Annotated in this window: 22 protein-coding genes and 3 tRNA genes; 5 read left to right on the top strand and 20 right to left on the bottom strand. The window is 61.3% G+C overall.

Features of this window, described 5'->3' with window-relative positions; translation table 11 throughout:
* The first annotated feature begins 1 nt into the window (after nucleotide 1).
* Entirely contained in the window at nucleotides 2-277 is a 276-nt protein-coding gene (locus D7I37_RS09150) for a DUF1471 domain-containing protein (protein WP_061799948.1), read from the top strand.
* On the opposite strand, the gene D7I37_RS09145 is transcribed toward D7I37_RS09150, so the two are convergent.
* From D7I37_RS09145 to nnr, 16 genes are all read right to left on the bottom strand, one after another.
* Entirely contained in the window at nucleotides 274-672 is a 399-nt protein-coding gene (locus D7I37_RS09145; protein ID WP_061799890.1) for a DUF350 domain-containing protein, read from the bottom strand. The genes D7I37_RS09150 and D7I37_RS09145 overlap by 4 nt on opposite strands.
* Before the next feature lie 87 nt (nucleotides 673-759).
* Nucleotides 760-2388 carry an isovaleryl-CoA dehydrogenase gene (locus D7I37_RS09140; RefSeq protein ID WP_061799889.1) on the bottom strand — a complete coding sequence of 543 codons (1629 nt, stop codon included), beginning with the start codon at nucleotides 2386-2388 and terminating at the stop codon, nucleotides 760-762.
* Between the two features lie 116 nt (nucleotides 2389-2504).
* Nucleotides 2505-3236: a 23S rRNA (guanosine(2251)-2'-O)-methyltransferase RlmB gene (rlmB, locus tag D7I37_RS09135; protein ID WP_061799887.1), complete on the bottom strand. Its 732-nt coding sequence runs from the start codon at nucleotides 3234-3236 to the stop codon at nucleotides 2505-2507.
* 59 nt (nucleotides 3237-3295) lie between these two features.
* Nucleotides 3296-5782: a ribonuclease R gene (gene rnr / locus D7I37_RS09130; protein ID WP_061799885.1), complete on the bottom strand. Its 2487-nt coding sequence runs from the start codon at nucleotides 5780-5782 to the stop codon at nucleotides 3296-3298.
* Between the two features lie 59 nt (nucleotides 5783-5841).
* Complete coding sequence (nsrR, locus tag D7I37_RS09125) at nucleotides 5842-6267, bottom strand: nitric oxide-sensing transcriptional repressor NsrR (RefSeq protein ID WP_061799884.1); 426 nt, start codon at nucleotides 6265-6267, stop codon at nucleotides 5842-5844.
* 232 nt (nucleotides 6268-6499) lie between these two features.
* On the bottom strand, nucleotides 6500-7798 hold the full coding sequence (locus tag D7I37_RS09120) for an adenylosuccinate synthase (RefSeq protein WP_061799882.1): 1299 nt from the start codon (nucleotides 7796-7798) through the stop codon (nucleotides 6500-6502).
* 98 nt (nucleotides 7799-7896) lie between these two features.
* Complete coding sequence (locus D7I37_RS09115) at nucleotides 7897-8097, bottom strand: DUF2065 domain-containing protein (protein ID WP_061799880.1); 201 nt, start codon at nucleotides 8095-8097, stop codon at nucleotides 7897-7899.
* Nucleotides 8098-8160: 63 nt separating this feature from the next.
* The gene (hflC, locus tag D7I37_RS09110) at nucleotides 8161-9165 is read right to left on the bottom strand and encodes a protease modulator HflC (RefSeq protein WP_061799878.1); all 1005 of its coding nucleotides are present in this window, start codon (nucleotides 9163-9165) and stop codon (nucleotides 8161-8163) included.
* Nucleotides 9166-9168: 3 nt separating this feature from the next.
* Nucleotides 9169-10419 carry an FtsH protease activity modulator HflK gene (gene hflK, locus D7I37_RS09105; RefSeq protein WP_061799876.1) on the bottom strand — a complete coding sequence of 417 codons (1251 nt, stop codon included), beginning with the start codon at nucleotides 10417-10419 and terminating at the stop codon, nucleotides 9169-9171.
* 68 nt (nucleotides 10420-10487) lie between these two features.
* Nucleotides 10488-11768: a ribosome rescue GTPase HflX gene (gene hflX / locus D7I37_RS09100; RefSeq protein WP_061799875.1), complete on the bottom strand. Its 1281-nt coding sequence runs from the start codon at nucleotides 11766-11768 to the stop codon at nucleotides 10488-10490.
* Between the two features lie 98 nt (nucleotides 11769-11866).
* Entirely contained in the window at nucleotides 11867-12175 is a 309-nt protein-coding gene (gene hfq, locus D7I37_RS09095; protein ID WP_004955988.1) for an RNA chaperone Hfq, read from the bottom strand.
* Nucleotides 12176-12289: 114 nt separating this feature from the next.
* Nucleotides 12290-13231, bottom strand: coding sequence for a tRNA (adenosine(37)-N6)-dimethylallyltransferase MiaA (gene miaA, locus D7I37_RS09090; protein ID WP_061799873.1), 942 nt, complete (start codon nucleotides 13229-13231; stop codon nucleotides 12290-12292).
* Nucleotides 13224-15092: a DNA mismatch repair endonuclease MutL gene (mutL, locus tag D7I37_RS09085; RefSeq protein WP_129543578.1), complete on the bottom strand. Its 1869-nt coding sequence runs from the start codon at nucleotides 15090-15092 to the stop codon at nucleotides 13224-13226. Before mutL ends, miaA begins: the two co-directional genes overlap by 8 nt.
* Nucleotides 15093-15114: 22 nt before the next feature.
* On the bottom strand, nucleotides 15115-16887 hold the full coding sequence (amiB, locus tag D7I37_RS09080) for an N-acetylmuramoyl-L-alanine amidase AmiB (RefSeq protein WP_129543577.1): 1773 nt from the start codon (nucleotides 16885-16887) through the stop codon (nucleotides 15115-15117).
* A gap of 7 nt (nucleotides 16888-16894) precedes the next feature.
* A complete protein-coding gene (tsaE, locus tag D7I37_RS09075; RefSeq protein ID WP_061800499.1) occupies nucleotides 16895-17365 on the bottom strand; it encodes a tRNA (adenosine(37)-N6)-threonylcarbamoyltransferase complex ATPase subunit type 1 TsaE in 471 nt (156 codons plus the stop codon).
* 10 nt (nucleotides 17366-17375) lie between these two features.
* The gene (gene nnr / locus D7I37_RS09070; RefSeq protein ID WP_061800500.1) at nucleotides 17376-18890 is read right to left on the bottom strand and encodes a bifunctional ADP-dependent NAD(P)H-hydrate dehydratase/NAD(P)H-hydrate epimerase; all 1515 of its coding nucleotides are present in this window, start codon (nucleotides 18888-18890) and stop codon (nucleotides 17376-17378) included.
* Here nnr and queG point away from each other — a divergent pair.
* Nucleotides 18889-20028: a tRNA epoxyqueuosine(34) reductase QueG gene (gene queG / locus D7I37_RS09065; RefSeq protein ID WP_129543576.1), complete on the top strand. Its 1140-nt coding sequence runs from the start codon at nucleotides 18889-18891 to the stop codon at nucleotides 20026-20028. The two genes, nnr and queG, sit on opposite strands and share 2 nt — an antisense overlap.
* A gap of 311 nt (nucleotides 20029-20339) precedes the next feature.
* Here queG and D7I37_RS09060 read toward each other — a convergent pair.
* From D7I37_RS09060 to orn, 4 genes are all read right to left on the bottom strand, one after another.
* Nucleotides 20340-20415: transfer RNA gene (locus D7I37_RS09060), tRNA-Gly, on the bottom strand.
* Nucleotides 20416-20471: 56 nt separating this feature from the next.
* Nucleotides 20472-20547: transfer RNA gene (locus D7I37_RS09055), tRNA-Gly, on the bottom strand.
* A gap of 64 nt (nucleotides 20548-20611) precedes the next feature.
* Nucleotides 20612-20687: transfer RNA gene (locus D7I37_RS09050), tRNA-Gly, on the bottom strand.
* A gap of 193 nt (nucleotides 20688-20880) precedes the next feature.
* Entirely contained in the window at nucleotides 20881-21426 is a 546-nt protein-coding gene (orn, locus tag D7I37_RS09045; RefSeq protein WP_061800503.1) for an oligoribonuclease, read from the bottom strand.
* 173 nt (nucleotides 21427-21599) lie between these two features.
* Between orn and rsgA the strand changes: the two genes are divergently transcribed.
* The 3 genes from rsgA to mscM all read left to right on the top strand — a co-directional run bounded on the left by rsgA (nucleotide 21600) and on the right by mscM (nucleotide 26982).
* Nucleotides 21600-22649 carry a small ribosomal subunit biogenesis GTPase RsgA gene (gene rsgA / locus D7I37_RS09040; protein WP_061800504.1) on the top strand — a complete coding sequence of 350 codons (1050 nt, stop codon included), beginning with the start codon at nucleotides 21600-21602 and terminating at the stop codon, nucleotides 22647-22649.
* A 75-nt stretch (nucleotides 22650-22724) separates the two neighbouring features.
* Nucleotides 22725-23621, top strand: coding sequence for an archaetidylserine decarboxylase (gene asd / locus D7I37_RS09035; RefSeq protein WP_129543575.1), 897 nt, complete (start codon nucleotides 22725-22727; stop codon nucleotides 23619-23621).
* A 13-nt stretch (nucleotides 23622-23634) separates the two neighbouring features.
* Nucleotides 23635-26982 (top strand): miniconductance mechanosensitive channel MscM, encoded by a 3348-nt coding sequence (mscM, locus tag D7I37_RS09030; RefSeq protein WP_129543574.1) that lies wholly within the window; start codon nucleotides 23635-23637, stop codon nucleotides 26980-26982.
* Nucleotides 26983-26998 lie beyond the last annotated feature (16 nt).

Genomic DNA, 26998 nt, shown 5'->3' with positions numbered 1-26998 from the left:
CATGAAACGCTCCGCCGCACTCACCTCCCTCTTGCTCTCCATGGGGCTGCTCAGCGCCGGCGCGCAGTCCGCCGAGCTGGCGCCCGCCGATCGCGTTACGCCGCTCAGCGAAATCGCCGAGATCACCCTAAACGATCTGCCCGGCTCGCCGCAGGAGGCGGAGCAGGTCATTGCCCGTAAAGCCGATGAACACGGCGCCAGCTACTACCGCATTCTGCGCATGGAGGAACAGGCGCACCAGCCCGGCTGGCATGCCTCGGCGATCCTTTATCTCTAGTAGCTCATGCAGGCCGCATTCAATACGCCGCCGCTGACGGATACGCCCCCCAGGAAGATGCCGGCGGCCAGGTGGTTCGCCTCGATCTTGTCGCTGATGCGCGGCATGTAGATCTTCACCGCGGCAAACAGCAGCAGCTGCACCACCAGCGCCACCACGCCCCACAGCAGATAATCCAGCAGGCTGATCGAGTTGATCGCCGCGCTGGCCAATGGGATCACATAGCCCAGACAGGCGCCGATGAACGCCAAGGCGGCGGACTGATTGTCGGCCTTGATCAGCGCCCATTCATCATGCGGGGTGATACGGGTGTAGACGAACAGAAATACCAAAACCATGGCGAAGCCACTGAAGAAATACGAGGCGAACGCCGCCAACGCGCTGAGAATATCCATGTTAATTTTCCTGGTCCGGGGTGACAGGCCCTTGCGGGTCATAGCCTGAATTAAAAAGGTTTTCCCATCTGGGCGCCACTGTTTTCCCTAACCGCCGATCGCGCGGCCTAGCAACTGGTCGCAGACCTCGGCCGACAGCGGGCTTTCGCCGCGGTGATCCAGCGTCAGATGGCACCAGGCGTCGGCGATCTGCGGGCTGGCGTGCTGCAGCAGCTGTGCGGCGCAGCACAGGTCGAACAGCTGTTGAGTCAGCAACCGCCCCATCTCCTCGCGCGGCTGGCGAGCGCGCTGCTGCCACTGGCGCCAGGCATGGTCAAACAACCGATTCTGGCCGCGCACCGGCTGCAGCTCGAACTGCAGCATTTCAAGCGCGCCAGGCAGTTTGTGCAGGCTGCGCAACACGTCCAGGCACATGATATTGCCGGAACCCTCCCAAATGCTGTTCACCGGCATCTCGCGATACAGACGCGGCAGTTCGCTCTCTTCGCAATAGCCGATGCCGCCCAGCACCTCCATCGCCTCGGCGATAAAAGGCATCCCCTGGCGGCAGATGCTGTATTTGGCGGCCGGCGTCAGCAGACGGCTGTAAATCCGCTCCCCTTCGCTGTCGCGGCTTTCCCAGGCGCGCGCCAGCCGGAACAACAGCGCGGTGTGCCCTTCCAGCCGCAGCGCCATGCGCGCCAGCACCTGACGCATCAGCGGCTGCTCAATCAGCGTCTTGCCAAACGCCTGCCGCTGCAGCGCGTGGTACAGCGCCACCGACAGCCCGCGCCGCATCAGGCCATGGCTGCCCAGCGAACAGTCGAAACGCGTCAGGCCGCCCATTTTGAGGATATGCCGCACGCCGTCGCCTTCGTCGCCCAGCAGCCAGGCGGTGGCGTCCTGAAACTCCACTTCACCGCTGGCGTTGGAGCGATTGCCAAGCTTATCCTTCAGCCGCTCGAGGCGGATGGCGTTGCGGCTGCCGTCGGGCAGAAAACGCGGCAGGAAGAAGCAGGACAGACCGCCCTCGGCCTGCGCCAGCACCAGATGCGCATCGCTCTGCGGCACCGAGAAAAACCATTTATGCCCCACCAGCCGGTAGGCTTCCCCCGGCCCTCTCGCGCCCAGCGACGCGGCGGTGGTGGTATTGCTCAGCACGTCTGAACCGCCCTGCTTTTCGGTCATGCCCATACCGATCAGCAGCCCGCGTTTTTGCCCGCCCGGCAGCAAATGGGCGTCGTAGCGGTCGGACAACAGCGGCGTCAGCCAGGCGTGAAATTCCGGCGGCAGCGCCTGTTGCAGCAGCGGCGTGGCGCCGAAGGTCATGGTAACCGGGCACAGGGTGCCGGCCTCCACCTGGGCGTGCAAAATAAAGCGCGCGGCGCGCGCCACGAAGGAGCCGATGCGCGCATCCTCCTGCCACGGCAGGTTATGCACCCGGTTGGCGATCAGCCCCTGCATCAGGATATGCCAGGCGGGATGGAAACGAACGTCGTCCAGCCGCTGGCCGGTGGCGTCGTAACGCAGCAGCTCCGGCGGATTGGCGTTGGCCAGCCGCCCCAGCTCCAGCGACTCCTGGGTGCCGAGCTGTTGGCCCAGCGAAGCCAGAACGTCGGCGTCCCAGCCGGCCTGTTCGCGCTGCACCGCCTCGCGCAGCGGCGTGTCGGAAAGAAACAGGTTGCTGTTGCCCAGCGGCTTGGGTTGATTGAACACGGTGTGCGTAGTCCAGACCATCGTCTTGCTCCCCGATCAAAGCGTCAGGGGTAATTATGGTCGGCGGGGAGATTTCTGCCTGAGGCGGGATCACAAGATGGCGGATTGGCGGGGACGAAAACGCCCCCGCCGGTCAATCAGCTGCGCTGGCGCACCGCTTCAAACAGACAAATGCCGGTGGCGACCGAGACGTTCAGCGAGGAGACGGTGCCGGCCATCGGGATGCTGATCAGCTCGTCGCAGTGCTCGCGCGTCAGGCGGCGCATGCCTTCGCCTTCCGCCCCCATCACCAGCGCCATCGGGCCGATCATTTTGCTCTGGTACAGCGTATGGTCGGCTTCGCCGGCGGTGCCCACCACCCAGACGTTCATTTCCTGCAGCAGGCGCAGGGTGCGCGCCAGGTTGGTGACGCGGATCAGCGGCACGTTCTCCGCCGCGCCGCAGGCCACTTTTTTGGCGGTGGCGTTCAGCTGGGCGGAGCGGTCGCGCGGCACGATCACCGCGTGCACGCCGGCGGCGTCGGCGCTGCGCAGGCAGGCGCCGAGGTTATGCGGGTCGGTTACGCCATCCAGCACCAGCAGGAACGGCGTATCAACGCTTTCCAGCAGCGTCGGCAGGTCGTTTTCCTGGTACTGCCGCCCCTCGCGCACCCGGGCGATAATCCCTTGGTGCACTGCGCCTTCGACCTTCTCATCCAGCCATTGGCGGTTTGCCACCTGGATGACGATGCCGGTGGCTTCCAGTTCGGCGATCAGCGGCTGCAGGCGGCGATCGTCGCGCCCCTTGAGGATAAACACTTCCAGGAAGCGTTGCGGGTCGCGCTCTAACAGGGCTTTGACGGCGTGGATGCCGTAAATAATTTCGCTCATGATGCTCTTTTAACTGTGCGGCTGGCGGTTGCCAGCCGGTGATAATGAGGTGCCGCAGGTCAGGCCTGCTCGGCACCTTTCTTCTTGGACGCGCGCTTGGCTTTGGTCGCCGCCGCTATCTTCCGGGTTTTGTCGGACGGTTTCTTGGCTTTCGCCTTTTTGTCCTTCTTCACCTTGTCGGCGGGTTTGTCGCCGTCTTTGCGGAACGCGCTGTCCGGCTCGAAATTGGCCGGCGGCTTGCCGCCGCGGCGCTTGCGTTGCGCCTGGCCGCGGCCGGCGCCGGCCCCGTCGCGCAGGGTACGCTGCCCGCCGTTCTTGGCGCGATCGCGCTCGGTTTTGCCTTCGCCACGCGGTTTGCGGGTGCTGGAAACCAACGCGAAATCGATTTTGCGCTCGTCCATATGCACCGCTTCAACGCGGATTTCCACCGTATCGCCCAGGCGATAAACCATGCCTGAGGATTCGCCGATCAGACGCTGGCCGATATTATCGTAGCGATAGTAATCGTTATCCAGCGACGAAACGTGCACCAGGCCGTCGATAAACAGATCGTTCAGGCGCACGAAGAAGCCGAAGCCGGTGACGCTGGCGATGATGCCGTTGAACACTTCCCCGACGTGATCCTGCATAAAGTCACACTTCAGCCAGTCGGCGACGTTGCGCGTCGCTTCGTCGGCGCGGCGTTCGGCCATCGAACAGTGCTCGCCCAGCTGCAGCATTTCTTCGAACTCGCTGTGCCAGCCGCCGGTCGGCGTCCAGCGCTCTTTCGGCTGGCCGTGCTCTTTGGCCAGCAGGTATTTGATGGCGCGGTGCAGCGCCAGGTCCGGGTAACGGCGGATTGGCGAGGTAAAGTGGCCATAAGAGGCCAGCGCCAGACCAAAGTGGCCGCGGTTTTCCGGATCGTAAATCGCCTGCTTCATCGAACGCAGCAGCATGGTCTGCAACATTTCATGATCGGGACGTTCGGACACTTCGTCCATCAGGGTGGCGTAATCTTTCGGTTGCGGCTTGTTGCCGCCGCCCAGCGTCAGGCCCAATTCGCTCAGCACGCTGCGCAGCGCGGAGATATGATCGTCGCTTGGGCGATCGTGCACGCGATACAGCGCCGGCTCGTTATTCTTCTCGACGAAGCGCGCCGCCGCGACGTTGGCCATGATCATGCATTCTTCGATCAGCTTGTGGGCGTCGTTGCGCACCGTCGGCTCGACGCGCTCGATGCGGCGTTCGGCGTTGAAGATGAACTTGGCCTCTTCGGTTTCGAAGGCGATGCCGCCGCGCTCGGCGCGCGCCTTATCCAGCACCTTGTACATCGTATGCAGCTCTTCCAGGTGCTTGACCAGCGGGTGATAATGCTCACGCAGCTCCTGATCGCCCTGCAGAATGTGCCACACCTTGTTGTAGGTCAAACGCGCGTGGGAACTCATCACCGCTTCGTAGAACTTGGCCGTCGACAGGCGCCCCTGGGCGGAGATGGTCATCTCGCACACCATGCACAGGCGATCGACCTGCGGGTTCAGGGAACACAGGCCGTTGGACAGCACTTCCGGCAGCATCGGGATCACCTGCGACGGGAAATACACCGAGGTGCCGCGGTTGCGCGCTTCGTCATCCAGCGCGGTGCGCGGGCGCACGTAGTAGCTGACGTCGGCGATGGCCACCCACAGGCGCCAGCCGCCGCCGCGTTTTTTCTCGCAGTACACCGCGTCATCGAAGTCGCGCGCGTCTTCGCCGTCGATGGTCACCAGCGGCAGCTTGCGCAGATCGACGCGGCCTTTCTTGGCCGCTTCAGGCACCTGCTCGCTGAGATCGGCCACCTGCTTTTCCACCTGCGGCGGCCAGGTATGCGGGATCTCATGGGTGCGCAGCGCGATGTCCACCGCCATGCTGGTGCCCATCTTGTCGCCGAGGATTTCGACGATCTTGCCGACCGCCTTGGTGCGGCGGGTCGGACGCTGGGTCAGCTCCACCACCACCATGTAGCCCATGCGCGCGCCGCTGACGGCCTCGGCCGGGATCAGGATATCGAAGCTCAGGCGGCTGTCGTCGGGCACCACAAAGCCGGTGCCGGCGTCCATGAAGAAGCGGCCGACGATCTGGCTGGTCTTCGGCACCAGCACGCGCACGATGCGCGCCTCGCGGCGGCCCTTGCGATCGGCGCCCAGCGCCTGCGCCAGCACCACGTCGCCGTGGATCGCCATTTTCATCTGCTCGGCGGAAAGATACAGGTCATCCTTGCTGCCTTCGATGCGCAGGAAACCATAGCCGTCGCGGTGGCCGATGACGGTGCCGCGCAGCAGGTCCAGGCGTTCCGGCAATGCATAGCACTGGCGGCGGGTAAAGATTAACTGACCGTCACGCTCCATCGCGCGCAGGCGGCGGCGCAACGCTTCCAGCGGCTCTTCGCCGCTTAGCCCCAGCTCTTTGGCCAGCTCTTCGCGGCTGGCCGGCGTTTCACGTTTCGCCAGATGGGCCAGAATGTATTCACGGCTCGGGATGGGGGATTCATATTTTTCTGCTTCTCGTTCCAGGAATGGATCTTGTGACATTGCGGTTCCTCCGTTGTCATCAGCAGGGTGTCGCTGAGCCTTGTCTTCTCAACGACGCTTTATTCGACAAGCAATAGCTTGTAGAGCGGCGGATTGTCTTCGACCATATCGGCCAGGGTGTGGTTATCCAGCTCTTCAAGGAAATTCTGTACGCCCTGATGGAGCACCTGCTTCAGGCGGCAGGCAGGGGTTATGTGGCAAAAATCACTGCTGCAGTTGACCAGTGAGAGCGGCTCCAGCGCTCTGACCACGTCGCCGAGGCGAATGGTTTCGGCCGGCTTGCCCAAACGGATGCCGCCGTTTTTCCCGCGCACCGCGGTGACGAAGCCGACACGGCTTAACTGATTGATGATCTTAACCATATGGTTGCGGGACACGCCGTAGACCTCGGTCACTTCCGAGATGCTGGTCATTTTGTCCGGTGGCAGCGAAGCCATGTAGATCAACGCCCGCAGGCCATAATCAGTAAAACTTGTTAACTGCACATCTACCTCTGGGTATCACTTTACCCGTCTGATACGCCGCTTTTCGGCATTTTTCAAAAGATTACTCATTGGATAATAAACCAGCCGGAGAGTTCGCCGCTAATTATTTAGCGCATGACAGGCTCTGAGACGGGATTAAGAAAGGATTTTTTGACGTGAAACCGCAAATGGGGAGAACAAACGATAAAAACAAACCGGGACGCGCCCGGTTCGTTTATGGCAAAAAGCCAGATTATGCGTCGAACGGGTCGCGCAGGATCATGGTTTCGCTACGGTCCGGGCCAGTAGAGATAATGTCTACCGGTACGCCGGTCAGTTCTTCGATGCGCTTGATGTAGTCCAGCGCCGCCTGTGGCAGCTTGTCGTGCTCTTTCACGCCAAAGGTGGTTTCGCTCCAGCCCGGCATGCTTTCGTAGATAGGTTCGATACCTTCCCAACCTTCGGCAGCCAGCGGAGTGGTGGTCATTTCGCGGCCGTCCGGCATGCGATAGCCCACGCAGATCTTCACTTCTTTCAAGCCGTCCAGCACGTCCAGCTTGGTCAGGCAGAAGCCGGACAGCGAGTTGATCTGCACTGCGCGGCGAACCGCCACCGCGTCCAGCCAGCCAGTGCGACGACGACGGCCGGTCGTGGCGCCGAATTCGTTGCCCTGCTTGCACAGGTATTCGCCGGTTTCGTCGAACAGTTCGGTCGGGAACGGACCCGCACCCACGCGAGTGGAGTAAGCTTTAACGATGCCCAGCACGTAATCCACATAACGCGGACCAATGCCTGAACCCGTCGCCACGCCGCCGGCGGTGGTGTTGGAAGAGGTCACGTACGGATAGGTACCGTGGTCGATATCCAGCAGGGTGCCCTGAGCGCCTTCGAACATGATCAGGTCGCCACGCTTGCGCGCGCCGTCCAGCAGTTCGGAAACGTCTACCACCATGCCGGTCAGGATGTCGGCGATAGACAGCACGTAGTCCAGGGTGGCCTGGTAATCCACGGCTTCGGCTTTGTAGTAGTTGACCAGCTGGAAGTTGTGGTATTCAACGATTTCCTTCAGCTTAACGGCGAAGGTTTCTTTGTTGAACAGGTCGCTGACGCGCAGACCGCGGCGAGCCACTTTATCTTCGTAAGCCGGGCCGATGCCGCGACCGGTGGTGCCGATGGCTTTCGCGCCGCGCGCTTTCTCACGCGCGTTGTCCAACGCGACGTGGTAAGGCAGGATCAGCGGACAGGCTTCGGACAGTAACAGACGTTCGCGTACCGGGATGCCGCGCGCTTCGAGTTCACCCATTTCCTTCATCAACGCGTCTGGCGCCAGAACCACACCGTTGCCGATGATGCTGGTGACGTTTTCACGCAGGATGCCTGAAGGAATTAAATGAAGGACGGTTTTTTCACCGTTAATAACCAGAGTGTGGCCAGCGTTATGGCCACCTTGGTAGCGCACAACATATTGAGCCCGTTCAGTCAGCAGGTCTACGACCTTGCCCTTACCTTCGTCACCCCATTGGGTGCCCAGTACGACGACGTTCTTACCCATTTTTCAAAATCACCGGTTGCTTAAAAATGGATTCTACCACCGTAATTTTCGATTTTCAGCACTTTTAGCATACGATTGCGTAATTTTTAGTCTAAACTTTAAACCCCGGTGCGACTGCGCAACATGTAGTAGATCACGCAGCCCGCAACCACTATTCCGCCGCCAAATCGCCGCAGCGTGGCGTCCGGCAATTGGCTCATCGCCAGGATCATTTTGCGCCACGCCTGTGGAAACAGCATCGGCCCCAGCCCTTCCAGCACCAGAACCAGCCCAAGCGCCAGCCAGATCGTTGAATTCATGCATCCCCCAAAACAACAAAGGGCCCGCGATTAAACGGGCCCCCGATAATTTACCTGTCGCGGTTACTTGCGCGTGGATTCAGGCGATTTCATATAGCGGAAGAAATCGCTGTCCGGGCTCAGTACCATCACGTCCTGGTTGTTCTTGAAGCTGGCTTCATAAGCACGCAGGCTACGGATAAAGGCGTAGAAGTCCGGATCCTGGCTGAACGCGTTGGCGAACAGCTTGGCCGCTTCGGCGTCGCCTTCACCGCGGTTGATACGGGCCTGGCGCTCGGCCTCCGCCAGAGTACGGGTCACTTCGTAATCCGCGCTGGCGCGCAGCTTCTCGGCTTCTTCCTGACCCTGCGAACGCAGACGACGGGCTACCGCTTCACGCTCGGCGCGCATACGCTGGTAGATGGCGTCGGACACTTCGGCCGGCAGGTTGATCTGCTTGATGCGCACGTCGATCACTTCGATACCCAGCGCCGCCATGCTGTTCGGGTTAACCTGCGGCTGTTTGCCGGTGGTTTCCCGCTCAACGCGCGCCGCTGCGGAGGCGATAGCGTCATCGGCTTCGGTGGTCGCCACTTCTTCGCCATCACCCACGGTGCCGGTGTTCAGCGCGTCGCGCACGTCTGACATCAGCTTGCCGCGCGAGTCGGTCACGATGTCTTTCACGTCCAGACGGCCGATCTCGGAACGCAGACGGTCGCTGAATTTACGCTTCAGCAGCACTTCGGCCTGGGAGACGTCGCCGCCGCCGGTCGCCAGATAGTAACGGCTGAAATCGCTGATGCGCCACTTCAGGTAGGAGTCGACGATCAGGTCTTTCTTCTCGCTGGTCACGAAACGATCGGCCTGGTTGTCCATGGTCTGGATACGCGCATCCAGGTTCTTCACGGTTTCAATAAACGGGATCTTGAAGTGCAGACCCGGCGCATACACCAGCGGTTTGTTTTCGCTGTCGCGCAGTACCTTGCCGAAGCGCAGCACGATGCCGCGTTGGCCTTCCTGCACCACGAACAGTGAAGCGTACAGCGCCACCAGCACCACGAGGACGATAACTACAAAAGACTTACGCATTGATTACTCTCTCCCTACGCGAGTGGTGTCGTCACGCTGCGCATTCGCCCGGCGTTGGTCCATGACCGAGCCGTTGCCGGTGCGTTGGCTGCTGGAGCCGCCGTTGGCAGACGGGGCGGGGTTGAGGCGAATCAGGCTAGAGTCCTTATTGCCGCCGTCCGCCGCATTGGCCTGGCCGCGCAGCATTTGATCCAGCGGTAACATCATCAGATTGTTGCCTTTGTCGCTCACCAGCACCTTACGGGTATGGCTCAGGACTTTCTGCATGGTTTCGATATACAGGCGCTCGCGGGTAATTTCCGGGGCGGATTTGTATTCCGGCAGCAGCTTGGCGAAGCTGGCCACCTCACCCTGGGCTTCCAGGATGGTACGGTCTTTGTACGCCTTGGAGTCTTCCAGCAGGCGCTGCGCCTGGCCGTTCGCACGCGGCTGCACTTCGTTGGCGTAAGCTTCCGCCTCACGGATGTACTGCTGCTCGTTCTCACGCGCGGCGATGGCGTCATCGAACGACGCTTTGACCTCTTCCGGCGGACGCGCCGCCTGGAAGTTGACGTCCAGCAGCGTGATGCCCATGTTGTAAGGACGAATGGTCTCTTCCAGCATGCGTTGAGTATCGTTACGCACCACGGTACGGCCTTCGGTCAGGATGCGGTCCATCGAGTACTTGCCGATCACGCCGCGCAGGGCGCTGTCGGTCGCCTGGCTCAGGCTGTCGTCGGCATTCACTACGCTGAACAGATAGGCTTCCGGATTGGTCACGCGGTACTGCACGTTCATTTCCACGCGCACCACGTTCTCGTCGGAGGTCAGCATCACGCCGGACGCCGCCAGTTCACGCACCGATTCCACGTTGACCGGGCGCACTTCGTCGATGAAGGTCGGCTTCCAGTTCAGGCCCGGCTGCACCAGGTGGCTGAACTTGCCAAAGCGCGTCACCACGCCGCGTTCGGCTTCCTTGATGGTGTAGAAGCCGCTGGCGGCCCAGATCACCACCACGGCGACCGCCGCGATACCGATAATGCGGCCGCTGAAGCCCGGACCAGAGGTGCCGGTGCCGCCGCTATTGCCGCTGGAGCCTTTGCCCCCGCCCAGGCCGCTCAATTTCTTGCTCAGCTTGCGGAAGATATCGTCCAAATCAGGTGGTCCTTGATCACGACCGCCTTTGTTGTTACCGCCAGAGTTGCCGCCATTATTATTGCTGCTCCCCCACGGGTCGCGGTCCTGTCCGTTATTACCGGGCTGATTCCACGCCATGTTTTAGCTCCATATTCTGTGATTGGGTACTTCAGGCTTACGCGAAGCATAAATGTAACAGGATATGATCATACGATAAAGCTAATCAGGTCCTGTTCCTGTTTACAGAGGCGGCGCCACTCGACGATGGGCATACGCACCACCACGCCGATGCTGCCGTCTTCTTCGTTCCACTCTTTCTCAATTGCCTGAAGCTGGTAAAAACGGCTACGAAGACGGCCTGCCTGTGGCGGTAAGCGCAGCTCATAATGCGCGATTTCCCCCGATAAGCGCTCCGTCAACGCCTGATACAGCAACGGGATACCTTCTCCGCTGGCGGCGGACAGCCACACCCGGATCGGTAAGTTTTCGTCGTTGCGGTCGATACGCGGGACAAAGTCATCCAGCATATCTATTTTGTTCATCACTAACAGTGTAGGGATCTCATCCGAATCAATCTCCGCCAGCACGGTATTGACCGCTTCCATGTTTTCATCGACGCGAGCATCCGCGGCGTCGATGACATGCAGCAGCAGAGACGCCTGGCGCGTTTCCTGCAGCGTCGCCTTGAAGGCGGCCACCAGGTCGTGCGGCAGGTGCCGGATAAAGCCTACGGTATCCGCCAACACGGTATCGCCCACGTCCGCCACGTCGATGCGCCGCAGGGTGGGATCCAGGGTGGCAAATAGCTGGTCCGCCGCATAGACCTCGGCAGACGTTATTCGGTTAAACAGGGTGGATTTGCCGGCGTTGGTGTAGCCCACCAGCGATACGGTCGGCACATCTGCACGGGTACGCGCCCGTCGGCCTTGTTCACGCTGCTTCTCTACCCGCTCCAGGCGGCGCAGAATCAAGCTGATGCGATCGCGCAACAAACGACGGTCGGTCTCTAATTGGGTTTCCCCCGGCCCGCGCAGGCCAATCCCCCCTTTTTGGCGCTCCAGGTGCGTCCAGCCGCGCACCAGACGCGTGGCGATGTGGCGCAACTGCGCCAGCTCTACCTGCAGCTTACCTTCATGGGTACGGGCACGCTGGGCAAAGATGTCTAGAATCAACCCGGTGCGATCGATCACCCGGCATTCACACAGGCGCTCAAGGTTTCTCTCCTGCGCCGGGGAAAGGGAGTGATCAAACAGGACAACAGACGCGCCACTGGCTTTTACCGCATCTGCAATTTCTTCGGCCTTTCCTTCACCTACAAAGTACTTGGGATGCGGGGCTTTGCGGCTACCAGTCACCACTTGCAAAGCTTCGACACCCGCCGAGGACACCAGGGATTCGAACTCACTGAGATCTTCGGTATCTTTGTCTTGCGAGAAATAGATATGAACCAGTACGGCCTGCTCACCGGCTTCATAACGGTCAAACAAGCGTGCAACCTCTCAAACGGACACAAACCGCTAGTGCGGGGGACATAAACAGCGCACGGCTGCTTATGCTCCCCGTCATGGTTGACTTGCAACGCGCTTTATTCAGCGTCATCGCTTTCCTGCTGCGGCTGTTGCGGCGCAGACGGGTTGTTACCATGGTGATAGTTACTGGTGCCGCCGCTCGGGTTGTTGCTGTGGTGCGAAACCGGGCGTGACGGGACAACGGTAGAGATAGCGTGCTTATAAACCATCTGGCTCACCGTGTTTTTCAACAGGATGACAAACTGGTCAAAAGACTCAATCTGGCCTTGCAGCTTAATACCATTCACCAAATAAATAGAAACCGGAACACGTTCACGACGCAATGCGTTCAGGAACGGATCTTGCAAAGATTGCCCCTTAGCCATTCTATCTTTTCCTTATTTGCTTGTTGTTTGTAACTAAGAACCTGTCGGCTCTAAAATAAACGACGTAAAAAATTTGCGCGCTGAATACTCATCAATTGTACACAATCACTCGACCTATGCACTAACAACCTGTATTACCGAGTCCAAAGCCTCTCCCGGCTTCTCGCTGTCCAGCCAATGTACCGAGTTCCAGCCCCGTAACCAGGTCATTTGGCGCTTGGCCAACTGACGCGTTGCGCAAATACCACGATAAACCATCTCATCGTAACTAATTTCGCCAGACAAATATGACCACATCTGGCGGTAACCGACACAGCGAATGGAAGGCAAATCCGTATGCAAATCACCCCGTGCAAAAAGTGCACGCGCTTCCGTCTCAAAGCCCGCCGCCAACATTTGATGGTACCGCTGCGCGATGCGTTGATGGATCAACTCACGGCTGGACGGCGCTATCGCAAATTGGTGAACATGATACGGCAACGATTCACCCGAAATTTTAGTCAGTTCCGTTAAAGTTTTACCCGAAATAAAAAAAACTTCCAGTGCTCTGGACAGTCTCTGCGGATCATTCGGATGAATTCTTAATGCCGCAACCGGGTCAATCTCCTGTAACCGGCGGTGCAAAGCCTCCCAGCCCTGCTCCGCCGCCTGCTGTTCTATACGCTCGCGCACCGCCGGATCGGCGGAAGGCAGCGGCGATAATCCCTCCAGCAGCGCCTTGAAATACAGCATGGTGCCGCCCACCAGCAGCGGGATGCGCCCGGCCGCGGTGATGTCGGCCATTTCTTGCAGCGCGTCGGCGCGAAAATCCGCCGCCGAATAGGCCTGCGCCGGATCGCGAATGTCGATCAAACGGTGCGGCGCCTGCGCCAGCTCTTCTGCGCTCGGCTTGGCGGTGCCGATATCCATGCCGCGATAAATCAGCGCGGAATCCACGCTGATCAGTTCCACCGGCAGACGTTGGCGCAGCGCGATCGCCAGCGCGGTCTTGCCCGAGGCGGTCGGCCCCATGATAAAAATAGCCGGGGGACGTGGTGTCATTTCAGTGTCAGTCATGCTTAAGGGCCGCCAGTGCAGCCTGTAAATCAACGGGTTGTAAAAGTCCGCTCGGTGGCGATTTGACCAGCTGCGGGCAAAGTCGTTCAACGTCGGTCAGCAATTGTATCGCTTGCGAGGTGTTCCACTGCTCATGTTCGCCGCCTAAACGGCGGGCGATCCAGGTGGCCAGCACCGCGGGCGACATCTCCTGATGCTCGGCCAGATAGCCTAACAGCTCGGGTATCAGTTTTTGTAAATTTTGTTGGCGTAATGGTAAAGGCACTGCGCGCAGCGTCACACGGCCGCTCCCCGCCTGCAGATCCAGCCCCATGGTGGCCAACAGCGCCTGATGGCGCGCGATCGCCGCCGCTTCATTTTTGTTCAGCGTCAGCTTGATGGGGATCAGCAGCGGCTGCGGCCGCAGCCCCCCTTCCGGCGGATTGAGCTGCGCCTGGCGCAGCCAGCGCTCCGCCACCGGCAGGTTGAGCAACACCGGCTGATGCTGGCGTTCGATCAGCGCGTAGCACGGCGGGTAGATCATCAGCACCCGGCCAAAGCTGTGCTGGCCGCCCGCCAGCGGCGTTTCCGCTGCCGGCTTCACCGGCGGGAACAGCGGCGGCTTCGGCGCGGGTTCCTGCGGTTGCGGCTCCGCGGCCTGCAGCAGCTTGCCGTACAGCTCGCCTTCGCGCTTCTGGTAGCCGCTCCCCGCCGGATAAGGCGGCTGCGGCGCACGCTCGCGGGCGGGCGCCGCCGGCGGTGGCGTTTCGCGCCGCGGCGCGGGCTGAGAAAAATGGTTGCCGCCGGCGGCGATGCGGTTTTCCGGCTGCCAGGTCGGCGCCGCCTCTTCGTCCGACGTCTCGGCCAGCGCCAGCGGCGCTGAACCGGTCTGCTGCAGCACGGTGGTCACCGCCTGATAAATAAAATCGTGCACCAGCCGCGCCTGATGGAAACGCACCTCGTGCTTGGCCGGGTGGACGTTAACGTCCACCTGATGCGGATCCACCTCCAGATACAGCACATAGGCGGGCTGCTGGTCGTCCTTGAGCTGGTCCTGATAGGCCTGGCGGATGGCGTGGTTGATCAGGCGATCGCGCATCATGCGGCTGTTGACGTAGCAATACTGCATCTCCCCCAGCTGGCGCGCGCCGGCCGGGTCCGCCACCCAGCCGCGAATGGTCAGATCGCCGTGCTGCCAGGAGATATTCAGCGCGTGCTGCAAAAACGCCGGGCCGCAGATGCTGCCCAGCCGGCGTTCATGCTGGCTTTCCTCTTTCGCCGCGCGGTATTGGCGAATCAGCTTGCCGTTGTGGCTGAGGTTGATCGCCACATCGAAGCGCGCCAGCGCGATACGCCGCACCACTTCATCGATATGGCCGAATTCGGTTTTTTCGGTGCGCATGAACTTGCGGCGCGCCGGGGTATTGTAAAACAGGTCGAGCACTTCCAGCGTGCTGCCGATCGGGTGCGCGGCGGGTTTTACCGTCACCGCCTGCTCGCGGCCTTCGGCGTAGGCCTGCCAGGCTTCGGCCTGTTCTGCGGTGCGTGAGGTCAGGGTCAGGCGGGAGACCGAGCTGATGCTGGCCAGCGCTTCGCCGCGGAAACCGAGGCTGACGATGGCTTCCAGATCGTCGAGCGTGCTGATTTTACTGGTGGCGTGGCGCGCCAGCGCCAGCGCCAGGTCGTCCTTGCCGATGCCGCAGCCGTTGTCGCGAATGCGGATCAGCCTGGCGCCGCCGCGCTCGATGTCGATATCGATGCGCGTTGCGCCGGCGTCCAGGCTGTTTTCCACCAGCTCCTTCACCACCGACGCCGGTCGTTCGACCACTTCCCCGGCGGCAATCTGGTTGGCGAGCTGTGGCGGTAACACCTGGATAGGCATGCTGACTCCTGTGATGATGGCGCTAGGCCTGCGGAATGGTCAGCGTCCGATCCAGCGGCGCGACGTCCGACTTCAATTTATTGACCCGCTTCAGATCGCTGACGCTGACGCCATAACGTGAAGCTATAGACGACAGCGTATCACCGCGAGTCACTTTATGTTTAGACGGTTTCTGCGCCGGCGCTTTCGCCTTGGCGACGGCGGCGGTTTTCCCCGCCGGCACCTTGAGACGTTGGCCGACCCATACGCCGTCTTTTTTCAGTTTGTTCAGGTCACGCAGCGCGGCCATGGAAGTGCCGTAGCTGTCGGCGATGCCGGACAGCGTTTCCGCCCGCTTCACCACGTGGATCCGGGTCTTGCCGCTAACGCTGCGGCCTGCGCCGGCCGAACTGACGATCGGCGCGGGGGTACTGACGTCTGGTGTTGAGGAGTTAACCGCCGCTGCGACGTCCAGCGGTCGGTTTTCCACCTTTGGGTCGGCTTGTAGCGGATGCGCCAGGAAATAATTGCGCAGGCCGCTATGGATGGCCCTGGCAATCTTCTCCTGATACGCGCTACTGCCCAGCAGCCGCTCCTCCGTGCTATTACTGATAAATCCTGTTTCCACCAGCAGCGATGGAATATCCGGCGAACGCAATACGCCCAGACTGGCGTGCTCCGGCCGGCGTTTATGCAATGAACCGACGCTCTGCATCTGTTGCAGCACTTTCACCGCCACGTCGTAGCCCACGCGCTGCGAATGGCCGAACTGCAGATCCAGCACCGCCTGGCTCAGATAAGGGTCAGCCTGGCTGTTGGCCAGCAGGTCGCCTGCGCCGCCGAGCAGTTCGGACTGTTTCTCGTGCTGTTCGAGCCAGCCGGCCATTTCGCTGTTGGCGCGCCGGTTGGACAGCACCCAGACCGAGGCCCCATTCGCGCTGCGGTTCGGCGCGGCGTCGGCGTGGATCGAAACCAGCACGTTGGCGCCCTGCTTGCGCGCCACGTCTGAACGGCCCATCACCGAGATGAAGTAGTCGCCGTTGCGCGTCAGCACCGGCTTGAACAGCGGATCGTCATTCAGCATCGCCTGCAGGCGGCGCGCAATGGCGATAGTGACATTCTTCTCTTTCAGCCCGTTCGGGCCAATGGCGCCCGGATCCTGCCCGCCGTGGCCGGCGTCGATCGCCACCACCACCCGGTCGCCCGAGCCGGCGGATACGCGGCTGCTGCGCGGCGTCACCTCAGAGGCGGTGCCGGAAACCACGGTCGGTTTGTTGGTGAACGGATTGGCGCCGCTTGGCGCTTTGCGCACCGGCGGCTCGCTGACCACCGCCGGCGCCTGACGCGGCGGCTGGCTGACCGCAACCGGCGCAGGGGCCGGTGCCTTGCGCACCAGGTTGGTTTTTGCGCCGCCCTCGGCGGCGATGGTGAACACCACGGTATACGCGCCGCCGTTCTGGCGCGTCGCTACGCGGGTCTTGGCTCGCTGGGTCAAATCAAACACCAGACGCACGCTTTGCGCGTCTTTCGGCGCGCTGGAGCGGATGCTCTTCACCAGGTTCTGCCCGCTGAAGTTCAGCGGCAGGCCGCCGACCTTGCCCGGCTGATTGACGTCCAGCACCACGCGTTCCGGCCCGTGCAGCGGGAAGAAAGCATAATCCGGCGGGCCGTTGAAGCTCACCGAGACCGTCGCTTCGCGCTGGGCATTCGACACCTTGATGTCGGACAGCGATGAGGCCAATGCACTGGCCGCGCCCAAGGGCCCCAGTACGGCGATAAAGGCGATTAAGACTAGTTTTCTCAACGCATACGTCATTGCGGCGTCATCCCTGTGGCCCGTGAATACGGTCTAAAAGCTGGCTGCCATAAGCGGAAACCGCCTGAATCTTCGCTTCTCTGCCCTGATCCTGATAGCTGAGATGCAGCTCCAGATCCGGATCCGGCAGCACGCCGGTGCCCTGTTGCGGCCATTCGACCAGGCAAATGGCATCCTGCGCAAAATAATCGCGAATGCCCATAAATTCGAGTTCTTCCGGATCGGCCAAGCGATACAGATCGAAGTGATAAACCGCCAGCGGCGCCAGCGCATACGGCTCCACCAGCGTATAGGTCGGGCTTTTCACATTGCCCCGGTGACCCAATGCCTGCAGAAAACCACGGCTGAAGGTGGTTTTACCGGCGCCCAGGTCACCGTAAAGATAGATTACGCTGGCGCGATCGCACGCCTTGGCCAAGGCGGCGCCCAATGCGACAGTCGCTGCCTCATCCGGCAGAGGTAAAACGAGTTCTTTCATTCGATTAAGTCTATTTTGCCCACTCAGGGTTAACGAAATGAAGGATGTCCGGCAATAAATCCGTCGCCAACATGCCTCTGGTTCCTTGTCTTTCCGCCAGGCGATCGGCGGCTGCGCCATGTACCACGCAGCCCGCACAGGCGGCATCATACAGCGAGAGCTTTTGCGCCAGCAAACCGCCGATCACGCCCGACAGCACATCGCCCATGCCGCCGGAGGCCATGCCGGCGTTGCCGACGTCGGCGATCGCCATTTGGCCCTGCTCATCGGCAATCAGCGTGCCGGCGCCTTTCAGCACCGCCACGCCGCCATAACGAGACACCAGGTTGCGCACCGCAAGTAAGCGATCACTCTCAATGTCGGCGGTGCGGCAGCCCAACAGCCGCGCCGCTTCCCCAGGATGCGGGGTCATGACGCGATTCTGACGCTTCTCGGGATTTAATGCCAGCAAGTTCAGCGCATCCGCATCCCATAACGCCGGTTTATCACTGGCTTGCAGCACTTTCAGCGCATTCTTACCCCATTCGCCCTGGCCCAGCCCCGGCCCCACCACCAGCACATCCGCCCAGTCCAGCGCCTGATCCAGCGTTTCGCCGTCCAGCGCCTGTGCCATCAGCTCCGGCCGGGCGGCCAGCAGCGGTGCGATATGCTCAATGTGAGTAAGCACTCGCACCAAACCGGCACCGCTGCGCAGTGCGGCCTCCGCCGCCATACGAATAGCCCCGCCGAAGCCGCGATCGCCGCCGACCAGCAACAGGCGCCCGTGGTCGCCTTTATGAGAGCAAGGACGGCGCGGCTGCAGCCACTGCGGCAGCGTTTCTGCGGTAAACCGCTGAATCGGCACCCGTTGCTTTGCCAGCCAGTCAGCTAATCCTAGCGTACTCTGGTGAAGTTGCCCGACCCAGTCGCGCGCCTGGCCGGTCAGCAGCCCCGGCTTGAGGCCGATAAAAGTGACGGTGTGCGCGGCGCGGATCACCGCCCCGGGCGCCGCGCCGCTTGCCGCCAACAGCCCGGAGGGGATATCCAGCGCCACCGTCGGCGCGCGGTGGCGGTTGGCGGCTTCAATCAGCGCATCGTACGGCGCGCGCGGCGCGGCGCCCAGGCCGGTACCGAGCAGGCCGTCGATAATCAGATCGATCGTTTCCGGCCAGCGACCGTTGACCGGTTCAACGGCGCCGCCGCAGGCCAGCCAGTCCCGCCGGGCCGCGGCGGCCTCAGGCGGCAGCGGCCTTGCGCCTTCGCAGGCGATCAGCGTGACCGCAACGCCCGCTTCTGCGGCCAGGCGCGCCACCACGTAGCCGTCGCCGCCGTTGTTGCCATGGCCGCACAGCACCAGCCAGTGGCTGCTGGCCGGATATTCGTCGCGCGCCAGGTCGTAAGCCGCTTTGCCGGCGCGTTGCATCAGGTCGTAGAGTGAAATGCCCAGCGACGCCGCCGCCGCGGGCTCCGCCTGACGGATCCAGTCCGCAGGCCAGACAGAGTGTGGTAAACTGTCGGAGTATGCTCTCTTACTGTGGCCCGTCATGACGCACCCCCTCGATCTCAATCAACTCGCCCAACATATCAAGCAATGGGGGCAATCGCTAGGATTCCAGCAGGTGGGCATCTGCGACACCGATCTGAGCGCCGAAGAGCCCAGGCTGCAGGCGTGGCTGGACAAACAGTACCATGGCGAAATGGCATGGATGGCGCGCCACGGCATGCTGCGCGCCCGGCCCCACGAGCTGTTGCCGGGGACGCTGCGGGTGATCAGCGTGCGCATGAACTATCTGCCGGCCAAGGCGGCGTTTGCCAACACGCTGCAAAACCCTGAGCTGGGCTATGTCAGCCGCTATGCGCTGGGCCGCGACTACCACAAGCTGTTGCGCCAGCGGCTTAAAAAGCTGGGCGACCAGATCCAGGCCTACTGCGGCGAGCTGAACTTCCGCCCGTTTGTCGACTCGGCGCCGGTGATGGAGCGCGCGCTGGCGTCCAAAGCCGGCATCGGCTGGGTTGGTAAACACTCACTCATATTGAACCGCGAGGCCGGCTCCTGGTTTTTCCTCGGCGAGCTGTTGATCGACCTGCCGCTGCCGGTGGATAAACCGCAGGAAGAACAGTGCGGCCGCTGCGTCGCCTGCATCACCACCTGCCCAACCGGCGCTATCGTCGCGCCCTATACCGTAGACGCGCGCCGCTGCATTTCCTACCTGACCATTGAGCTGGAAGGGGCGATCCCGGAAGAGTTCCGCCCGCTGCTCGGCAACCGCATCTACGGCTGCGACGACTGCCAGCTGATCTGCCCGTGGAACCGTTTCTCGCAGCTGACCGATGAGGACGATTTCAGCCCGCGCGCCGCGCTGCATGCGCCGCAGCTGATCGATTTGTTTGGCTGGACGGAAGAAAAGTTTCTGCGCATCACCGAAGGCTCGGCCATTCGGCGCATCGGCCATCTGCGCTGGCTGCGCAATATCGCCGTGGCGTTGGGCAATGCGCCCTATCAGGATGAGATAGTGATCGCGCTGCGCGCGCGCCTCAAACAGGACGCCATGCTGGACGAACACATCGACTGGGCGCTGGCGCAGCAGTTGGCCCGCCGCGAAGCGCAGGGCGTCGAGGTGCAAACGGCACAGAAAAAGCGGCTGATACGGGCTGTGGAAAAAGGTTTGCCGAGGGATGCCTAAAGCCAATGCCAGACCTATCATGCCAAGCGGCAAAGTCTGTCTGTGGACTTGTGCATAAAAATAAAAACACGTTGTCTTTCAACTGCAACAAAAAGAGCAAGTGATCGGCATAACGTTTTCACATAAATAAATATGCATACAAATCAATGCAATAAATATTTCATTTGCGTGGCGTTGATTTTTTAAACTGGCGACGTTATGTACGCAAGCTGTGGATAACTCTGTTTACAACATTTTTAGGGGGTGTGTAAAACGGGACAAAGAACCGCGCCGGAGAAGGCGTTGAACTGAGTTTGAAACGAAGAGAAAATTGGAGCGGGAAACGAGACTCGAACTCGCGACCCCGACCTTGGCAAGGTCGTGCTCTACCAACTGAGCTATTCCCGCATTGAGATGCTTTGGGCATCCGGCCATCAAACAACAGCATGGCCTTTGAATTTTTTTGGAGCGGGAAACGAGACTCGAACTCGCGACCCCGACCTTGGCAAGGTCGTGCTCTACCAACTGAGCTATTCCCGCGTCGCATGGGTACTGCCTGACACTTTTTTTATTCATCACGCCGCATCAGCAGCATTGTTGAATTTGGAGCGGGAAACGAGACTCGAACTCGCGACCCCGACCTTGGCAAGGTCGTGCTCTACCAACTGAGCTATTCCCGCCCGGCGTATCGATGTCGGAACTTAACGAAATTCTTCATCGGTACGGGGTGCGCATTATACGAGAAATCCTTTTTGCCGCAAGCCCCTGAAAGCAAAAAAACGCGATTTTTGTTTGATTGCCGATTAAAGCGCCAAACTGGCGAATTAAGCGGCGGAATCGGGCGTTTTTCAGCGCGCACGGGCCCCGTAGCCACTACAGCTGAATGAAATGCTCGCGGTAATAGGCCAGTTCGGCCACCGATTCGCGGATGTCATCCATCGCCTGGTGGGTGCCCTGCTTCTTGAAGCCGCCGAGAATTTCCGGCTTCCAACGCCGCGCCAGCTCTTTCAGCGTGCTGACGTCCAGATAGCGGTAATGGAAGTAGGCTTCCAGCTCCGGCATGTAACGGAACAGAAAACGGCGATCCTGGCCCACGCTGTTGCCGCAGATCGGCGATTTGCCGGCCGGCACCCACTGCTGCAGGAAGGCGATGGTTTCCAACTCGGCGGCGCGGTCGTCGAGGCGGCTGGCTTTCACGCGCGCCACCAGTCCGCTGCCGGTGTGGGTGCGCACGTTCCAGTCATCCATCAGGCCCAGCTGTTCATCGGACTGATGGACGGCAATCACCGGCCCCTCGGCCAGAATGTTCAGGTTGGCGTCGGTGACCAGCGTGGCGATCTCGATGATGCGGTCGCGTTGCGGATCCAGGCCGGTCATCTCCAGATCGATCCAAATCAGGTTGTTTTCGTTTCCTGTCATGATATTTCCTGCATAAAAGCCGAAAGATAAACAATGCGCGGGCAAGGCGGCGAGCGACGCCGGTGGCGCCGCGCCGTACATGGCGGCTAACAACGGTTATTTAATATAAAATAGCGTGTATCATAGTCTTTTTGGTCGCCATGGGCGATAAAAGCCGATTCAAGTGAGGCGCAGTGAGCAAGAACAAACTGTCCAAAGGTCAACAACGCCGCGTGCAGGCGAACCATCAGCGCCGCCTGAAGCGCACTGATAACAAACCCGAGCTGGATGATTCCCAATTGGGCGAGCCGCAGGACGGCATCGTGATCAGCCGCTTCGGGATGCACGCCGACGTTGAAGCGGCGGATGGCTCCCAGCACCGCTGCAACATTCGTCGCACCTTGCGATCGCTGGTGACCGGCGATCGCGTGGTGTGGCGCCCCGGCGTCGGCAGCCATGAAGGGGTTAAGGGCATCGTCGAAGCGGTGCACGAGCGCAGCTCGGTGCTGACCCGTCCCGACTTCTATGACGGCGTAAAACCGATCGCCGCCAATATCAATCAGATCGTCATCGTTTCGGCGATCCTGCCCGAGCTTTCGCTGAACATCGTCGATCGCTATCTGGTGGCTTGCGAAACGCTGGAAGTCGAACCGCTGATCGTATTGAACAAAATTGATCTGCTGGACGCCGAAGCGCGCAAGCGGGTCGACGGCATGATGGATACCTACCGCAAAATCGGTTATCGGGTGCTGGAAGTCTCCAGCCAGACGCGTGAAGGCATGGAGGCGTTTGAACAGGCGCTGGTCGGGCGCATCAGCATCTTCGCCGGCCAGTCCGGGGTCGGCAAGTCCAGCCTGCTGAACGCCCTGCTGCCGCCGTCCAAAGAGCAAATTCTGGTAAATCAGGTTTCCGACGTGTCGGGGCTGGGGCAACATACCACCACCGCCGCGCGGCTGTACCATTTCCAGCACGGCGGCGACGTGATCGATTCGCCGGGCGTGCGTGAGTTTGGCCTGTGGCACCTGGAGCCGGAACAAATCACCCAGGGCTTTGTCGAATTCCGTGACTATTTAGGCGGTTGCAAGTTCCGCGACTGCCGCCACGACACCGATCCAGGCTGCGCCATCCGCGCGGCGATGGAAAAAGGCGATATCGCGAAAGAGCGTTTCGACAACTACCACCGCATACTGGAAAGCATGGCGCAGGTGAAGGTTCGCAAGAACCTGACGGACGCCGCAGACTGATCATGACGGGCGGCGTTGACTGTGGCGGAGCCAGGGTTACAATGCGCGCCCTTTACCCTTATTCAAGAGGTTAACGTGCTGGATAGCATCAAGATTAAATTGCAGTATTGGCTACCGAAGCTGGCTCTGACTCGCCTGGCGGGCTGGGGCGCGGATAAACAGGCCGGCTGGCTGACCCAGCTGGTGGTGAAGGCCTTCGCCCGCTATTACCGCGTGAATATGCAGGAAGCGCAAAATCCGGACCTGACCTCCTACGCCACCTTCAACGACTTCTTCGTGCGTCCGCTGCGCGACGGCGCGCGGCCCATCATCGAAGACGCCCGCTGGCTGGCGCTGCCCGCCGACGGCGCCATCAGCCAGCTCGGCCCGATCCGCGACGATCAGATCTTCCAGGCCAAAGGCCATCACTACAGCCTGGAAGCGCTGCTGGCCGGCAACCATATGCTGGCGGAGCCGTTCCGCCACGGCCTGTTCGCCACCACCTACCTGGCGCCGCGCGACTACCACCGCGTGCACATGCCCTGCGCCGGCGTGCTGCGCGAAATGATCTACGTACCGGGCGACCTGTTCTCGGTCAACCCGCTCACCGCCGCCAACGTGCCGAACCTGTTCGCGCGCAACGAGCGCGTCATCTGCCTGTTTGATACCGCCATCGGCCCCATGGTGCAGATCCTGGTCGGCGCCACCATCGTCGGCAGCATTAAAACCGTCTGGGCCGGCACCGTCACGCCGCCGCGCGAAGGCATCATCAAACGCTGGACCTACCCCGCCGAAGGGGAAGAAGGCGCCGTCGCGCTGGAGAAAGGCGCCGAAATGGGCCGCTTCAAGCTCGGCTCGACGGTGATCAACCTGTTCACCGCAGACAGCGTGCAGTTCGCTCCGCAGCTGAATAACGGCACCGTCACCCGCATGGGCGAAGCCTTCGCCGAAATCGCGGCCGCGCCTGCCACCGCTGAATCACCGCAGATCTGAAGGAATTGACGCTGTGCGCCTGATTATCACGCTACTGCTCGGTTGTTTGCTGTTTCAACCGGCGCTGGCCGCCACGGTACCCACCGAGAATCAGCTCAAACAAGAGTTGAAGCAGGCGGAGGGCAACAAGAACGCGCCTAATCAGGCGGAAACCACCGAGGCGCTGCAAAGCGCTCTCAACTGGCTGGCGGAACGCAAGGAGTCGATGACGCGTTCCGAGCAGTATCAGCGGGTGATCGATGATTTCCCCAAGATGACGCAGGAGCTGCGCCGTCAGCTGACGCTGGAAGAAAACAAGATCCTGCCGAACGGCGAAAACCTGCCGGCCAGCGATCTGGAACAGCAAATCCTGCAGGCCAGCAGCCTGCTGCTGGAACAGGCGCGCCTGTTGCAACAGGAACAGGACCGCACGCGGGAGATCAGCGATTCGCTGGGCCAGCTGCCGCAGCAGCAGACCGACGCCCGCCGTTCGCTGACCGAAGTGCAGCGCCGTCTGCAGGCACAGCCCGCCAACCCGACCACCCCGCACGCCCAGGCGGCGCTGGCGCTGCTGCAGACCGAAGCCGCGGCGCGCAAGGCCAAAGTGGACGAGCTGGAGCTGGCGCAGCTGTCGGCCAACAACCGCCAGGAGCTGGCGCGGATGCGCGCCGACGTTTACAAAACGCGCCATGAGAAGATCGACATCCAGCTGCAGGCGCTGCGCAACAATCTCAATGCCCAGCGCCAACGCGAAGCCGAACTGGCGTTGGAAAAAACCGAACAGTTAGCCGAGCAGAATGGCGATCTGCCGAAAAGCATCGGCCAGCAGCTGCAGATCAACCGCCAGCTTTCCGCCGCGCTGAACAGCCAGGCCCAACGCATGGACCTGATCTCATCCCAGCAACGTCAGGCCGCGGCGCAAACGCTGCAGGTGCGGCAGGCGTTGAGCACCATCATCGAACAGGCCCAGTGGCTCGGTTCCTCGTCGGCGCTGGGGGAAACCCTGCGCGCCCAGGTCGCCACCCTGCCGGAAATGCCCAAGCCTCAGCAGCTGGACGGCGATATGGCCCAGCTGCGCGTGCAGCGGCTGCAGTTCGAGAGCCAGCTGGAGAAGCTGTCGCAGCGCGAATTCAAGCGCGACGACGGCAGCGAGCTGAGCAGTGCGGAACGCCGCATCGTCGAGGCCCAGCTGCGCACCCAGCGCGAGCTGCTGAATTCGCTGCTGTCCGGCTGCGACACCCAAATCCTCGAGCTGACCAAGCTGAAGGTGGCCAACACCCAGCTGATTGAAGCGCTGAACGAAATCAGGGACGCCACCCACCGCTATCTGTTCTGGGTGCCGGACGTCAATCCGGTCTCCCTGTCCTACCCGATTAACGTCGCGCACGATCTGACGCGCCTGCTGTCGCTGGATACGCTGGCGCAGCTCGGCGGCGCCTTTATGATGATGGTGACCAGCCGCGAAACCCTGGTCCCGATCTTCGGCGCTCTGCTGCTGGTGATTTTCAGCATCAGCTCGCGCAAGCACTATCACGCCTTCCTGGCGCGCGCCAGCAGCCGGGTGGGCAAGGTGACGCAGGATGAGTTCTTCCTGACGGTGCGCACGGTATTCTGGTCGATTCTGGTGGCGCTGCCGCTGCCGGTGCTGTGGGCGGCGCTCGGTTTTGGCCTGCAGAGCGCCTGGAACTACCCGGTGGCGGAGGCGATCGGCAAAGGGGTTACCGCCACGCTGCCGATCCTGTGGGTGTGCATGATCTGCGCCGCCTTCGCTCATCCGCAGGGGCTGTTTATCGTTCACTTCCGCTGGCCGGTGAAGCAGGTTTCGCGCGCCATGCGCTACTACAAGATGTCGATCTGGCTGATCGTGCCGCTGATCATGGCGCTGATCACCTTCGACAGTCTGAAAGAGCGCGAGTTTGCCAATACCCTGGGCCGGCTGTGCTTTATCCTGCTGTGTCTGGCGCTGGCCATCGTCACCAACAGCCTGAAACGCGCCGGCATTCCGCTGTATCTGGACAAAAACGGCTCCGGCGAGAACATGGTCAACACCGCGCTGTGGGGGCTGCTGCTGTCGGCGCCTCTGCTGGCCGCGCTGGCCTCCTGCGTCGGCTACCTCACCACCTCGCAGGCGCTGCTGGCCCGACTGGAAACCTCGGTGGCGATCTGGTTCTTCCTGCTGGTGGTTTACCATATCATTCGCCGCTGGATGCTGATCCAGCGGCGACGCATCGCCTTCGACCGCGCCAAACAGCGCCGCGCCGACATTCTGGCCCAGCGCGCCCGCGGCGAAGAAGAAACGCCGCACACGCCGAACAGCACCGAAGGCGCGATGGATACGGATTATTCAGAGATCGATCTGGACACCATCAGCGCGCAGTCGCTGCGGCTGGTGCGCTCGATCCTGACGATGATCGCGCTGGTGTCGGTGATCGTGCTGTGGTCGGAGATCCATTCCGCCTTCGCCTTCCTGGAAAACATCTCGCTGTGGGATGTCACCTCGACGGTCAACGGCGTGGAAACGGCGCATCCGATCACCCTCGGCGCGATATTGATCGCCATCCTGGTGCTGATCGTCACCATGCAGCTGGTGCGCAACCTGCCGGCGCTGTTGGAGCTGGCGGTGCTGCAGCACCTGGATTTGACGCCGGGCACCGGCTACGCCATCACCACCATCACCAAATATTTGCTGTTGCTGTTCGGCGCCATCCTCAGTTTTTCCTGGATCGGCATCGAATGGTCGAAGCTGCAGTGGGTGGTGACCGCGCTCAGCGTGGGGTTGGGCTTCGGCATGCAGGAGATCTTCTCCAACTTCATCTCCGGCCTGATCATCCTGTTCGAGAAACCGATCCGCATCGGCGATACGGTGACGATCAGGAATCTGACCGGCACCGTCACCAAGATCAACACCCGCGCCACCACCATCTCGGACTGGGACCGCAAAGAGATCATCGTGCCGAACAAAGCCTTTATCACCGAGCAATTCGTCAACTGGTCGCTGTCGGACAACCTGACTCGCGTGGTGCTCACGGTGCCGGCCCCGGCCGATGCCAACAGCGAAGAGATCACCAAGATCCTGACCAACGCCGCCGAGCGCTGCTCGCTGGTGCTGGACAACCCGGCGCCGGAGGTATACCTGGTCGATCTGCAGCAGGGCATTCAGATCTTCGAGATGCGTATCTACGCGGCCGAAATGGGCCACCGCATGCCGCTGCGCCACGAGATCCACCAGCTGATCCTGGCGGGCTACCGCGAACACGGCATCACCCTGCCGTACCCGCCGTTCCAGGTGCGCAGCGAAACGCTGTCGCGGCTGACCAGCAATGGCCGCACGCCGGCTTCCACCCCGCCGCCCAACACCAAACGCGAATCCGGCGGCCTGTAAGCGCATAATGCAAAAA

The sequence above is a fragment of the Serratia sp. 1D1416 genome (genome assembly GCF_003641105.1).
GTDB lineage: Bacteria > Pseudomonadota > Gammaproteobacteria > Enterobacterales > Enterobacteriaceae > Serratia > Serratia ficaria.
This window is presented reverse-complemented; position numbering and strand designations above follow the sequence as displayed.

What these genes read in the sequence shown, in the direction of transcription:
- miaA (WP_061799873.1), bottom strand. Translation starts at nt 13,231, where the DNA reads ATGACTGACACTGAAATGACACCACGTCCCCCGGCTATTTTTATCATG.
- orn (WP_061800503.1), bottom strand. Translation starts at nt 21,426, where the DNA reads ATGACAGGAAACGAAAACAACCTGATTTGGATCGATCTGGAGATGACC.
- D7I37_RS09120 (WP_061799882.1), bottom strand. Translation starts at nt 7,798, where the DNA reads ATGGGTAAGAACGTCGTCGTACTGGGCACCCAATGGGGTGACGAAGGT.
- mutL (WP_129543578.1), bottom strand. Translation starts at nt 15,092, where the DNA reads ATGCCTATCCAGGTGTTACCGCCACAGCTCGCCAACCAGATTGCCGCC.
- rnr (WP_061799885.1), bottom strand. Translation starts at nt 5,782, where the DNA reads ATGTCACAAGATCCATTCCTGGAACGAGAAGCAGAAAAATATGAATCC.
- amiB (WP_129543577.1), bottom strand. Translation starts at nt 16,887, where the DNA reads ATGACGTATGCGTTGAGAAAACTAGTCTTAATCGCCTTTATCGCCGTA.
- hflK (WP_061799876.1), bottom strand. Translation starts at nt 10,419, where the DNA reads ATGGCGTGGAATCAGCCCGGTAATAACGGACAGGACCGCGACCCGTGG.
- hflC (WP_061799878.1), bottom strand. Translation starts at nt 9,165, where the DNA reads ATGCGTAAGTCTTTTGTAGTTATCGTCCTCGTGGTGCTGGTGGCGCTG.
- nnr (WP_061800500.1), bottom strand. Translation starts at nt 18,890, where the DNA reads ATGACGGGCCACAGTAAGAGAGCATACTCCGACAGTTTACCACACTCT.
- D7I37_RS09145 (WP_061799890.1), bottom strand. Translation starts at nt 672, where the DNA reads ATGGATATTCTCAGCGCGTTGGCGGCGTTCGCCTCGTATTTCTTCAGT.
- rlmB (WP_061799887.1), bottom strand. Translation starts at nt 3,236, where the DNA reads ATGAGCGAAATTATTTACGGCATCCACGCCGTCAAAGCCCTGTTAGAG.
- hfq (WP_004955988.1), bottom strand. Translation starts at nt 12,175, where the DNA reads ATGGCTAAGGGGCAATCTTTGCAAGATCCGTTCCTGAACGCATTGCGT.
- queG (WP_129543576.1), top strand. Translation starts at nt 18,889, where the DNA reads ATGACGCACCCCCTCGATCTCAATCAACTCGCCCAACATATCAAGCAA.
- D7I37_RS09115 (WP_061799880.1), bottom strand. Translation starts at nt 8,097, where the DNA reads ATGAATTCAACGATCTGGCTGGCGCTTGGGCTGGTTCTGGTGCTGGAA.
- D7I37_RS09140 (WP_061799889.1), bottom strand. Translation starts at nt 2,388, where the DNA reads ATGGTCTGGACTACGCACACCGTGTTCAATCAACCCAAGCCGCTGGGC.
- tsaE (WP_061800499.1), bottom strand. Translation starts at nt 17,365, where the DNA reads ATGAAAGAACTCGTTTTACCTCTGCCGGATGAGGCAGCGACTGTCGCA.
- D7I37_RS09150 (WP_061799948.1), top strand. Translation starts at nt 2, where the DNA reads ATGAAACGCTCCGCCGCACTCACCTCCCTCTTGCTCTCCATGGGGCTG.